Origin of the sequence: Actinomadura opuntiae, from assembly GCF_030283205.1 — a bacterium.
Classification (GTDB): Bacteria; Actinomycetota; Actinomycetes; order Streptosporangiales; family Streptosporangiaceae; genus Spirillospora.
The window spans coordinates 12,495-24,343 of sequence record NZ_JASNWF010000038.1 but is presented as its reverse complement, the minus strand read 5'-3'; the positions used below and the strand labels follow the sequence as shown (position 1 = coordinate 24,343).

Below are 11,849 nucleotides of genomic sequence, written 5' to 3'. Positions count from 1 at the left end.
GGCCCGTCCCGGGGCACAAACGCCGCCCGGCGGCGGTGGGCGCCCGCACAAAATTTCACTTTCCCGAGCGCACGCATTCATTTCGTCGCCTTCTTGGCGGACGATGTGCGGACCGGGCACCGCGTCCGGCGATCGGGGCGAGGGAGTCGGCGACGACGAGGAGGCGGCATTGCGCAACGTCATCGGCATGGTGCTCATAGGGTTGGGCGCGTTCCTGGTCCTCACCGCCGTGCTGGTCCGCTTCTACGTCGCCCCCCGGCTGATCGCCGCGCCGACGGACGTGTACCAGGTCACCCGGCTGCGGGCCGAGAACGCCACCTACTTCGACGCCGCGCGCCTCCAGCAGGTCACCGGCGCCACGGTCGTCGCCACCAACACCGTCCGCGGCGACGTGACGTCCTCGCAGGACGACATCGCCGTGTGGGAGTCCTCGACGGTCGTGCAGGACGTCGCGCGGGGCACCACGATCGAGATCCAGAACCAGCGGGTCGCCTTCGACCGGCGCACCGGGCGGCTCACCAACTGCTGCGGCGCCTCGGTGCAGGGCGAGACCTCCGTGCGCCAGTCCGGGCTCGGGCTGTTCTGGCCCGTGCACGCCACCAAGAAGGCCAAGCAGGTCTACGACCCGGCGACGCGCCGTCCGTGGCCCGCGGTGTTCGACGGCAGCGAGCGCGTGCACGGCGTCCTCGCCTGGCGGTTCGTCCAGCACGTCCCCGCCACCAAGGTCCCGGGCCAGCAGCTGCCCGACGTGCCCGGCGAGCTGCTCGGCCGGGGGAAGAACAGCCCGTCCGTCGCGGTCGACCGCTACTACCAGGCGGACGCGACCTACTGGGTGGATCCGCGCACCGGCGCGCCGATCGACCAGGAGCAGAAGGTGCTGTCCACCCTGCAGCCCCGGACCGGTCCGGGACGCCTCGTCGTCGGGCAGATGGACCTGCGGATGACACCGGAGTCGCAGAAGTCGCTGCAGGGCAAGTCCTCGGACGGCGCCGCGAAGATCAACCTGCTGAAGACCGCCGTCCCGATCGGCGCCGCGGCCGTCGGCGCCGTGCTGCTGGCGGCGGGCGCCGTCGTCGGCCGCGCCGGCGGGCGCCGGCCGCCGCGCGACCGGCAGCGCGGCAAGCCGCTCGCCACGACCCGCTGACACGCCCGTCAGGCCCGTGACCGCTCACACCGGGGCGAGGACGAGCGCGGCGTCGTGCCCGCCGAACCCGAACGAGTTCGACAGCACCGGCGCCACCGGGACCGCGCGCGCCTCGCCGTGCACCACGTCGATCAGCCCGGTCTCCCCGTCCGGCCCGGCGAAGTTCGCGGTCGGCGGGACGAGGCCGGCGGCGGCGCCGCGCAGCGCCACGATGGCCTCCAGCGCGCCGCCGGCGCCGAGGACGTGCCCGGTCACGCCCTTGGTCGCGGTGACCGGCGGCGCGCCGCCGCCGAAGCAGCGGTCGATCGCGAGGGCCTCGGCGGCGTCGTTGCCGCGGGTGCCGGTGGCGTGCGCGGACACGTGCCCGATGTCGCGCGGGTCCAGGTGCGCGTCGGCGAGCGCCGCGGCCATGCAGCGGGCGGCGACGCTGCCGTCCGGGCGCGGCGCGACGATGTGCGCGGCGTCGCTCGCGGCGGCGTACCCGGCGATCTCGCCGTGCACGCGGGCGCCGCGGGCGGCGGCGCGGTCGGCGCGCTCCAGCACCAGGAACGCGGCGGCCTCCCCGACGACGAACCCGTCGCGCTCGGCGTCGAACGGGCGGCTCGCGGTGTGCGGCGCGTCGTCGCGGCGGGCGAGCGTGCCGATGCGGGCGAACGCCGCCATCACGAACGGCGTGAGGATCGCGTCGACGCCGCCCGCCACCGCCGTGTCGATCCGGCCGGCGCGGATCGCGAGGGCGGCCTCCCCGATCGCGGTGGCGCCGCTGGCGCAGCCGGTCGAGTAGGTCGGGCACGGCCCCTCGCAGCCGTGCCGGATGGAGATGTTCGCGGCGGTCGCGTTCGGCATGATCATCGGGACGGCGGGGACCGGCACCCGGTGCAGGGTCCCGGCGTGCTCGTGGCCGCCGAGCGCCACCACCGACGCCAGGTTCGCGGCGGCCGTCCCGACGAACACGCCGCGCCGGCCCGGCGGCGGCCGCTCCGCGCCGAGCAGTCCCGCGTCGGCGAGCGCGTCGTCGGCGGCGGCGACGCCCAGCCGGGTCATCCGGTCCAGCCGGCGCCGCTCGGGACGGGTGAAATAGCGCTCCTCGTCGAACGGCTGCGCGGGGCATCCGTACGACACGGCCGTCCCCGCCTCCAGCAGTTCGGCGACGTGGACGGCCTGCGACTTCCCGGAGAAGACGGTGGCGACGACCTCGTCCGGGGTGCCGCCCGCCGGGCTCTTCACGCCGAACCCGGTGACCACCACCCGGGGAGTTCCGTCGGCCCGGCGCACAGCGGTCATCCGTCACCTCGCGGTCTTCTGGGAAGGCAAGGATTCGGAAGCTACTGGCACGGCGCGCGCCGCCACTTGCCCCACCGCGCACATTTCCCACAGGCGTTTTTGTCACCACCATGCGAGAACGGCGAAAACACCTTCACCGCGGTTCGGCTCAGGGGACGCTTGTCCTCTTTCCCGTCGCGTTAATGGGCGCTGGAGCCGTCGCCGTTCTCACTCGCGTCCGGCGGCCGAGGTCATCGGCAGCCGCGGGTCCATCGGCTGTTCCTCCCAGGTGCCGCGTACCCAGGCGTGGGCCGGGTCGTCACAGATCCGCCACGCCCGTTCCTCGCCGGGGCCCGCCATCACGTTCAGGTAGTACAGGTCGTAGCCGGGCGTCGCCATCGACGGGCCGTGCCAGCCGTGCGGGATGAGCACGACGTCGCCGGTGCGGACCTCCTCCAGCACGTCGATCGGCCGGTCGGCGGTGCCGTAGACCCGCTGGTACCCCATGCCGGGGCGGCCGTCCGGGCCGTCCGCGACCTCGAAGTAGTAGATCTCCTCCAGCACCGACTCGGTGGCCGTGGGCTCGTCGTGCTTGTGCGGCGGGTAGGACGACCAGTTCCCGCCGGGCGTCAGCACCTCGCAGGCGATCAGCCGGTCGGCCTCGAACGCCTCCGGGGTGCAGAAGTTGTTGACCTGGCGGCTCGCCCGCCCCGCGCCGCGCAGCTCGACCGGCACCTTGCCCGCCGGGCCGTAGCGGGGAGGCAGCCGGCGCTCGCAGCGGGCCGACGGCAGCGCGAACCTGCCGCCGTCGCGCGACGACACGGTCACCGTCGCGTCGCGCGGCGCGTAGGCGAAGTCGGTCACCCGGGAGAACACGTCGGCGCGCCCGTCCAGGTCGAACGTCACCGCGGGCTCGCCGGGGACGGTGACGGCGACCCGGCAGGATCCGGCGAGCGGCAGCACGAGCGTCTCGGCGTCCCCCGTCTCGACGGCCGTCTCCTCCCCCGGGCCGAGCGCCAGTACGCGCAGCCCCGAGTAGGTCCATCCGGCGTCCGCCGGAGCGATGTCCATGCCCATGTCCATCCCTTCGTCGCCTGCGTTCACAGGACCGCCACCGCCGCGTCGACCGCCGCCGCGACGTCCCCGCCCGGCGGGTACAGCAGGCTCCGCCCGATCACCAGGCCGCGGACGGTCGGCAGCTTCAGCGCCTCCCGCCACCCGGCGAGCGCGGCGTCCGGGTCGGCGGAGACCTCGCCGCCGAGCAGCAGCGCGGGCAGCGTCGAGGCCGCCATGACCCGCTCCATCTCCGGCACCACCGGGACCTTCAGCCACGTGTGCGCGGACGTGGCGCCGAGCCCGGAGGCGACCGCGACCGCGCGGATCATCGCCTCCGCCGTCAGCACGTTGCGGACGCGCCCGTCGCCGCCGCGCGCCGAGATGAACGGCTCGACCATCGCCATCAGCCCATGCCCGGCCAGCTCGGTCACCGCGCGCCCGCACGCCTCCAGCGTCCGCGCGGTGGCGGGGTCGGCGGGGTCGACCCGCAGCAGCATCTTGCCGCCGTCCAGCCCGGCCGCCGCGATCGCGGCGGCGGTGTAGGCGGTGAACCGGTCGTCGATCTCGAACGATGCGCCGGCGAGGCCGCCCCGGTTCATCGACCCGAGCACCACCTTGCCGTCCAGCGCGCCGAGCAGCAGCAGGTCCTCCAGCACGTCGGGGGTGCCGAGGACGCCGTTCACCCCCGGCCGCTCCAGCGCGGCGCACATCCGCTCCAGCAGGTCCCGCCGGTCGGCCATGGCCAGCGGGTCGCCCCCGGCGCCGAGGGCGCCGCGCGCCGGATGGTCGGCCGCGATGATCATCAGCGGCCCGGACGCGCCGGGCGGCCCGGCCGGGCGCGCCCGCAGCGCCGCGGCCCGCGCCACCGCCTCCGGATGCGCCGCCCTGGTCCCGGCCAGGGCGGCGTAGCGCTCGGCGAACGTTCCCGCGCTCACGCGGTGACCTCCCTGCTCTCCCCCGCCGCGGGGCCGCCGGACGCGGCGAGCAGCCGCTCGACCTCGCCGGCGGTGGGCATCGCGTCCGCGCACGACAGCCGGGACGCCACGATCGCCCCGGCGGCGTTCGCGAACCGCACCATCCGTTCCAGGTCCCAGCCGCTCAGCAGCCCGTGGCAGAGCGCGCCGCCGAACGCGTCCCCGGCGCCGAGCCCGTTGACCACCTCCACCGGCGTCGGCGGCACCTGGACGGCGCCGTCCGCCGAGGCGGCCAGGACGCCGCGGGGCCCCTGCTTGACGATCGCCACCTCGACGCCCCGGTCCAGTAGCGCGCGGGCGGCGGCGCGGGGCTCGCGCTCGCCGACGGCGACCTCGCACTCCTCGAGGTTGCCGACCGCGACGGTCGCGTGCTCCAGCGCCTCTCGCACGCGCGTGCGAGCCGCGTCCGGCGACTCCCAGAACATCGGCCGGTAGTCCAGGTCCAGGACGGTCGTGCCGGGGTGCGCGGCCAGCGCGGCGACCGTCGCCTCGCGGCTGGGCTCCTGCGACAGCCCGGTGACCGTCGCCCAGAAGATCCGGGCGGCGGCGATCGCGTCCAGGTCCAGCTCGTCGGCGCGGATCTCCATGTCGGGCGCCTTCGGGTACCGGTAGAAGTACAGCGGGAAGTCGTCCGGCGGGAAGATCTCGCAGAACGCCAGCGGGGTCGGCAGGCCCGGCACGTCGGTGACGAACCGGTCGTCCACGCCGTAGCCCCGGAGCGCCTTGTGGACGAACCGGCCGAACGGGTCGGCGCCCGTCCGCGTGACGATGGCGGTGTGGTGCCCATAGCGGGCGGCGGCAACGGCCACGTTGGTGGGGCTCCCGCCGAGGTACTTGCCGAACGACTCGACGTCCTCCAGCGGCACGCCGACCTGGTGGGGGTAGACGTCCACGCTCACGCGGCCCATGGTGATGAGGTCGTGGGCCGCGCGGCTCGCTGCGGTCGTCATCGCCGCACCTCCTCGATCGTGACGGCGCGACGCTCGCGCCGGGAGATCTCGCACGCCTCGGCCACGTAGAACGCCTCCAGGCTCTCCTCGGGCGGGCACGGGCTGTCGGTGCCGCCGGCCACCATCCGGACGAACGCCCGCAGCTCGGCCGCGTAGGCGCCGGCGAACCGCTCCAGGAACCCGGTGTGCGGCGGCCCGGCCGGTTGGAGCCCCGCGCCCGCCGGGGACAGCGGCGTCCCGTCGTCCAGGCCGGCGGCGACGCCGCCGAGCGAGCCGAGGACCTCCAGCCGCACGTCGTAGCCGCCCGCGTTGTAGCGGCTCGCCGACACCACGGCGAGCGTGCCGTCGTCGAGCGTCAGCATCGCCGCGCCGGTGTCGACGTCGCCGGCCGCGGCGAACGCCGCCGAGCCGCGGTTGGCGCCGGTCGCGGTCACCTCCACCACGTCGCGGCCGGTGACGAACCGGACGGCGTCGAAGTCGTGCACCGAGCAGTCGCGGAACAGGCCGCCCGAGGCGGGGATGTACTCCTCCGGCGGCGGCGCCGGGTCCAGCGTGCAGGAGCGGACGGTGTGCACCCAGCCGAGCCGGCCCGAGCGCACCGCCTCCCGCGCCGCGACGTGCCCGGCGTCGAAGCGGCGCTGGAAGCCCACCTGCACCGGCACGCCCGCGCCGCGCACCGCCTCCAGCACCTCGACGGTGCCGGCCAGGTCGGAGGCCACCGGCTTCTCCACGAACACCGGCAGCCCGGCCCGCGCCGCGCGCACCACCAGGCCGGCGTGCGCGTCCGTCGGCGCGGCGACGACCAGCGCGTCCAGCCCGGCGCCGAACAGCGCGCCGACGTCCGCGGCGGCGCGGACGCCGAGCTTGTCCGCCGCCTCCCGCGCCCGGCGCGGGTCGGCGTCGGCGACGACGACCTCCGCGACGCCGGGCTGCGCGCGCAGCGTCTCCGCGTGCGCGGTCCCGATCCGTCCCGCTCCAGCCAGCCCGATCCTCATCGCACCCCTTCCACCCGTGAACCGCGACCGAGTCTCATGGAACGATCTAATCTCTGTCAACACTATGTCCTGACATAAGGACTTAAATATCTCCGGACGGCGGGTCGGCTATCCTGCCTCGCGACCCACGGAAGGAGCCCGCGTGCAAGGACCGACGGTGACGCTGGACCGCGGCAGCCCCGTGCCGCTGTACTTCCAGGTCGCCCAGCAGCTCGAGGCGGCTATCCGGTCCGGCGAGCTGCCCCCGGGCGCCCGGCTGGACAACGAGCTGGACCTGGCGGCCCGCTACCGGCTGTCGCGGCCGACCGTCCGGCAGGCGATCCAGCACCTGGTCGACAAGGGGCTGCTCGTGCGCAAGCGCGGCGTCGGCACCCAGGTCGTCCAGGCGCAGGTGCGGCGGCCGATCGAGCTGACCAGCCTGCACGACGACCTCGCCGCCGCCGGCGCCGAGCCCCGAACTCAGGTGCTGGAGTTCGGGCCCGCCCCGGCCGGCGAGGAGGCCGCCGAGCGGCTCGGCGTCCCGGCCGGCACGGAGGTGCTGCGGCTGCGCCGGCTGCGGCTCACCGGCGGCGAGCCGCTGGCGCTGCTGACCAACGTGCTGCCCGCCGGGCTGCTCGACGTCACCGCCGAGCATCTCGCCGAGCACGGCCTGTACGAGACGCTGCGCTCCGCCGGGGTGAACCTGCGGATCGCGCACCAGACGATCGGGGCGCGGGCCGCGACGGCCGCGGAGGCGCGGCTGCTGGACGAGCGGCGCGGCACCCCGCTGCTCACCATGACCCGCACCGCGTTCGACGACAACGGCACCGCGGTCGAGTACGGCGACCACGTCTACCGGGCCGACCGCTACTCCTTCTCCCACACCCTCGTGGGCCGCTGACCGGCCCGAAAACAGGCGGGCGGAACGCCGCCGCGCCGGGCGCGAACCCGGCGCGGCGGCACCGTTCACCGCGTCAGCCGGGCGACGCTGCTCGCCGTGCCCCCCTTCTTCGCCTCGAACGCGACGGCGAGCAGGCCGCTCGCGCCGGTGACCGTCACCGACTGCGGGCCGGCGCGCTTCACCTCGACCGTCCTGGTGCCGAGGACCTTGCCGTCCCAGACCGTCACGTGGGCGGTGCCGGGGCCGGTCGCCCGCAGCCGGAAGGTCGTCGACCCACCGGACACCTTCGGCGTACCGGAGATGCGCGCGCTGTCGGAGCGCGGCGCCGCCGGGCCGCCCGCGAGCGGGATCCCGGTCCGGACGGCCTGCTCGATGGACTGCGGCGAGTTCACCGAGGCCGCCGCGTCGGTCGGCATGACCGGCGCGGGCGGGGTGGTCGGCAGGCCCGGGTCGGGCGTGTAGCCGGGCAGGGTCGTCTGGCCCCACCGGTACGGGTCGCCCTGCACGCCGCCCCAGGTCGACCAGCCGATCCGGGTCTGGCCGGTCTTGTCCTGGGTGTCGGAGTCGTAGACGAAGACGTTCAGGCCCATCCGCGCCGGGTCCACGGCGGTCGGCAGGTCCTTGAACGGGATCTTCGCCTCGACGGTGTAGCCGTCGTAGGGCTGGTTGACCGTCGCGGCGACCTGCATGCCGGGCGCGGCATCCGCGCCGCCCTGGTGGGCGTCGGCGTCGCGCTCGAAGCACGGCTTGCCGTCCGCCATCTGCGGGAAGATGCCGGTCTTGAAGGTGGTCGAGGTGTTCTCGGAGTCGCCGCGCGGGTCGATCCCGATCTCGACCGAGTCGGTGCGCCAGTGCCGCTTGCAGTCGTCGGCGCCGAGCACCGTGCCCTGCTTGTCGTCGCGGACCTTCACCAGCACGTTCAGCGCGTCGTCGGTCCAGGTCACCTTGCCGGTGGCCGAGCAGTCGGCGGCCGACGCGCAGGCGTCGCCCTCCCACACCCGCGACAGGTTCAGCTCGGCGCCGGTGTACTCGCCGGTCTCCTCCTTGCCGTCGATCTTCGGGGCGGCGGCCGCCTTGGGGATCTCGGCTACCGGGACCAGTTCCAGCGCCGCCGTCTCCACGTCGGCCGGGCCGGACGAGGGCGTGGTCGTGATGGTGTAGTCGTAGTCGCCGCCGGAGCCGCCCTGGTTGGAGGTCGGCAGCGAGGCGTCGGTGTTGGTCACCTTGAAGGTGGCGGTGCCCTTCGCGTCGGCCGCGAGCGTGTACGGCTTGGACGCGGCGTCGGCCGAGAAGCCCTTCGGCAGGTCCAGCTTCACCGTGCCGGACTGCGCGGACGAGGTGGTGTTCACCAGGTCCACCCGGACGTCGCGGGACTTGCCGGAGCCGACCGTCAGCACCCGCTTCATCTGGCCGATGAGCGCGGGCACGCCGGTCTTGGTGGCCCAGGTGTCGAAGTCGTCGACGCGCGGCAGCGGCTGCTGCTGGCCGGTGACGGGCGGCTGGACGTTCACCATCGTCGCGGTCTGGCCGGTGGCGCGCCCGGAGGTGAGCGTCGCGGAGATCTGCGCGCGGCCCACCGAGGCGCCGGCGGGCGGCGTCACGGTGAACGTCGCCGTCCGCTCGCGGGACCCGAGTTTGCCCAGGTCACCGCTTCCTGTCACGTTCCAACCGGACGGCACCGAGAGCGCGGCGCGCGCGTTGCCGAGCTTCTTCGGCGCGCTGGCGTGCGCCGTCACCGTGAACGCCGCGCCGGGCGTCACGCCGTACGACCCGGTCGTCAGGGAGAACTGCGTGCCGAGCGGCAGGCCGCCCTTGACCGGCGTGACCGCGCCCTCCAGCGGCGCCGACGGGTCGGTGTTGCCGAGCGTGAACGGCACGCGGCTCGCGATCTGCGTGAAGTAGTCGCAGCCGATCTTCGACGGGTCGGACGGCGCGTCCGGGAACCCGGCCCAGCCCTGGCTCACGTACAGCCGCTGCGCCTCCCGCTCGACCTGCGCCCACGTCTTGCCGCCGTTGCGGGCCGACGTCCGGCCGCCCCACACGCCGTAGGCCACCGACGCCGGCGTGCTCGGGGTGAGCTTGGCGGCGCACTCCTGCCCGGTCGGGCCGGACGCGCCGCCGCCCTGGAACAGCCGCCCGGGCGCCCAGGTCTTCAGGCCCTCCTTGCTGAGCTGCGTCGGGAACGCGTTGGGGTCGGCGGCGGCGCGGTACGCCTCGGTCGCCAGCCGCGCGGCCTCCTGGTGGTTGCCGTGCTGGCCGGGCAGCGGCGCCGGGTTCATCGTCACGATCACCTTGGGGCGGGTCTCGCGGACGATCCGCACGACCTTGGCGAGGGTGTCGTCGTGGCCCCAGGTGTCCTCGGTGAGCGGCGCGCTCACCGTGTAGTAGAAGTCGACCTTGTCGAGGTTGTGGACGTCGGTGACGCCCGCCTTGCCGACCGCGCGGCGCTCCTCGTCCTCGCGGAGCAGGCCGAGCGCCGGGCCCTCCTCCGTCCCCGCGGCGTTGCCGCCGCCCTCGCCGCGGGTGACGGTCAGCACTCCCGTCCTGGCCTTATCGAACTCGTTCCACTGGCCGAGGGTCGACAGGGTGCCGGACTCGTCGTCGGGGTGCGCCCCGACGAACAGCACGTCCAGCCGGCCCCGTTCCGACGGTGCCGTGCGGTCGGACGGTGCCGTCCGCGCCTGCGCGGGCGGGCCGGCCAGCGCGATGGCCGAGCCCGCCAGCGCGGCGGACAGGACGGCGGGTAGGGCGAGTCTTCGCATGAACTCTCCTGTTCCGTTGCGGGGCCGCCGGGGGCGGCCCCGGACTCCCTACTCCTTGATGGCCCCCGAGAGCATCCCTGCAATGAACCGGCGTTGCAGGAAGACATAGACGATCACGACGGGCGCCGCGATGATCAGCGCGCCCGCCATGAGCAGCGAGTAGTCGGTCTTGTGCGCGCCCTGGAAGAACGACAGGCCGAGCGGCGCGGTGCGCAGCCCCTCGTCGGAGTTGACGATCACCAGCGGCAGCAGGAACTCGTTCCACGTCCACATGGTGATCAGCACGACCATGGTGAGGATGGCGGGCCGGCCGATCGGCACCAGCACCCGCCACAGGGTCGTCCAGCTGGACGCGCCGTCCATCCGCGCCGCCTCCATCAGCGACGGCGGCACGCTGCGGAAGTAGGCGCGCATCCAGAACGTGCCGAACGCGACCGACATCGCGACCTGCGGCAGGATCAGCCCGGCGTAGGTGTTGTCGAGCCCGGCCGAGCGCAGGTCGAAGTACAGCGGCACCACGACGGCCTCGGTGGGGATGGTGAGGCCGGCCAGGAACAGCAGGAACAGCGCCCCGGCGCCGCGGAAGCGCATGACGCCGAGCGCGTACCCCGACATGATCGAGAAGACGCTGGCCAGCACCACCGTGACGGCGGTGACGATGACGCTGTTGCGCAGGTAGGCGCCGAAGTGGCCCTCGTTCCAGGCGACCCGGAAGGTGCCGAACGACAGGTTCCCCGGCAGCTGCAGCGCCTGCGCCACGATGCCGACCATCGGGAACAGGGCGACCACCGCGAACAGCGCCAGCACCGCGTGGTTGAAGATCCGCTCGTAGCGCCTGCTCATTCGCCCCTCCCCTCCACGAGGCGGCCGACGCCCGCGGTGACCGCGAACGCCAGCACGGCCAGCGTGACGCCGATGGCGCAGCCGAGCCCGACCTCGCCGGTGTTGAACGTGCGGTTGTAGACCTCGTAGGCGGGCACCTTCGTGGAGTCGCCCGGGCCGCCGGCGGTCGCCATGTAGATGAGGTCGAAGTTGCGCACCGCCATGATCGTGGTGAGCGTCAGCGCGACCGACAACTCGCGCCGCAGCCCCGGCAGGGTGACGGTGAAGAACTCCCGGACCGCCCCGGCGCCGTCGATCCGCGCCGCCTCGTACAGCTCCCGGGGGATCTTCTGCACGCCGGCGAGGAACAGCACCAGCGCCAGCCCGATCTCGACCCAGGTGCCGACGAGCCCGATGGCGGGCAGCGCGAACGTGAAGTCGCCGAGCCAGCCGTGCCGCCAGTCCGGCAGGCCGAGGTCGTGCAGCCAGCCGAGGACGGTGTTGACGGGCCCGTGCGTGGAGTACACCCACTGCCACGCCACCGCGACCGCGACCATCGCGATGACCTGCGGCATGAACAGCACGGTGCGGAAGAACGTCAGGCCGCGGACCTTGGTCCGGGACATGACGGCGACCAGCACGAACGCGATGCAGCACGGCAGGACCGCGTAGAACACGATCAGGATCAGCAGGTGCCCGAAGGCGCCCCGCAGCGTCGGGTCGGTCCAGGTGGCGGTGTAGTTGGACAGCCCCGCCCAGGTCGCCTGGCCGATGCCGTCCCAGTGGTACAGGGAGAACTGCGCGCCGCGCAGCAGCGGCCACAGCAGGAAGGTCCCGTACACCGCCAGGGCCGGCAGGACGTACAGCCAGCCGACGGCGCGGGGCTCGCCCGGCGGCCGGGACCTGCTCCGGCGCCCCGCGGGCCGCCCGTTGCTCGAGCCGGACGCCTCGGCCCCCGGCTCGGGGGTCTTCTGCCGCGCGACGGTCGTCATGTGCGCGCTCC

General features: G+C 74.4%; 10 protein-coding genes. 2 read left to right on the top strand and 8 right to left on the bottom strand.

Annotated elements, in window-relative coordinates:
• Nucleotides 1–169: 169 nt before the first annotated feature.
• Nucleotides 170–1,144, top strand: a complete 975-nt coding sequence (gene pgfA / locus QP089_RS46180) for a cell envelope lipid trafficking protein PgfA (RefSeq protein WP_285920952.1) — start codon at nt 170–172, stop codon at nt 1,142–1,144.
• Between the two features lie 24 nt (nt 1,145–1,168).
• On the opposite strand, the gene QP089_RS46175 is transcribed toward pgfA, so the two are convergent.
• From QP089_RS46175 to QP089_RS46155, 5 genes are all read right to left on the bottom strand, one after another.
• The gene (locus tag QP089_RS46175; RefSeq protein WP_285920951.1) at nt 1,169–2,428 is read right to left on the bottom strand and encodes a beta-ketoacyl-[acyl-carrier-protein] synthase family protein; all 1,260 of its coding nucleotides are present in this window, start codon (nt 2,426–2,428) and stop codon (nt 1,169–1,171) included.
• Nucleotides 2,429–2,635: 207 nt separating this feature from the next.
• Nucleotides 2,636–3,490 (bottom strand): 5-deoxy-glucuronate isomerase, encoded by an 855-nt coding sequence (gene iolB / locus QP089_RS46170; RefSeq protein WP_353070811.1) that lies wholly within the window; start codon nt 3,488–3,490, stop codon nt 2,636–2,638.
• Nucleotides 3,491–3,507: 17 nt separating this feature from the next.
• The gene (locus QP089_RS46165; protein WP_285920949.1) at nt 3,508–4,398 is read right to left on the bottom strand and encodes a Cgl0159 family (beta/alpha)8-fold protein; all 891 of its coding nucleotides are present in this window, start codon (nt 4,396–4,398) and stop codon (nt 3,508–3,510) included.
• Entirely contained in the window at nt 4,395–5,387 is a 993-nt protein-coding gene (iolC, locus tag QP089_RS46160) for a 5-dehydro-2-deoxygluconokinase (protein WP_285920948.1), read from the bottom strand. The genes QP089_RS46165 and iolC overlap by 4 nt, the downstream gene beginning before the upstream one ends.
• A complete protein-coding gene (locus QP089_RS46155; RefSeq protein WP_285920947.1) occupies nt 5,384–6,382 on the bottom strand; it encodes a Gfo/Idh/MocA family protein in 999 nt (332 codons plus the stop codon). Before QP089_RS46155 ends, iolC begins: the two co-directional genes overlap by 4 nt.
• A gap of 142 nt (nt 6,383–6,524) precedes the next feature.
• On the opposite strand from QP089_RS46155, the gene QP089_RS46150 reads away from it, so the two are divergent.
• The gene (locus QP089_RS46150; protein ID WP_285920946.1) at nt 6,525–7,262 is read left to right on the top strand and encodes a GntR family transcriptional regulator; all 738 of its coding nucleotides are present in this window, start codon (nt 6,525–6,527) and stop codon (nt 7,260–7,262) included.
• A gap of 65 nt (nt 7,263–7,327) precedes the next feature.
• Here the strand turns inward: QP089_RS46150 and QP089_RS46145 are convergent, their stop codons facing one another.
• Genes QP089_RS46145 through QP089_RS46135 form a run of 3 tightly spaced genes read right to left on the bottom strand, consistent with a single transcriptional unit; the run spans nt 7,328 to nt 11,838 of the window.
• Nucleotides 7,328–10,024 (bottom strand): sugar-binding protein, encoded by a 2,697-nt coding sequence (locus QP089_RS46145; protein WP_285920945.1) that lies wholly within the window; start codon nt 10,022–10,024, stop codon nt 7,328–7,330.
• 48 nt (nt 10,025–10,072) lie between these two features.
• Nucleotides 10,073–10,867, bottom strand: a complete 795-nt coding sequence (locus QP089_RS46140) for a carbohydrate ABC transporter permease (protein WP_285920944.1) — start codon at nt 10,865–10,867, stop codon at nt 10,073–10,075.
• Nucleotides 10,864–11,838 carry a carbohydrate ABC transporter permease gene (locus QP089_RS46135; RefSeq protein ID WP_285920943.1) on the bottom strand — a complete coding sequence of 325 codons (975 nt, stop codon included), beginning with the start codon at nt 11,836–11,838 and terminating at the stop codon, nt 10,864–10,866. The genes QP089_RS46140 and QP089_RS46135 overlap by 4 nt, the downstream gene beginning before the upstream one ends.
• Nucleotides 11,839–11,849: the final 11 nt, after the last annotated feature.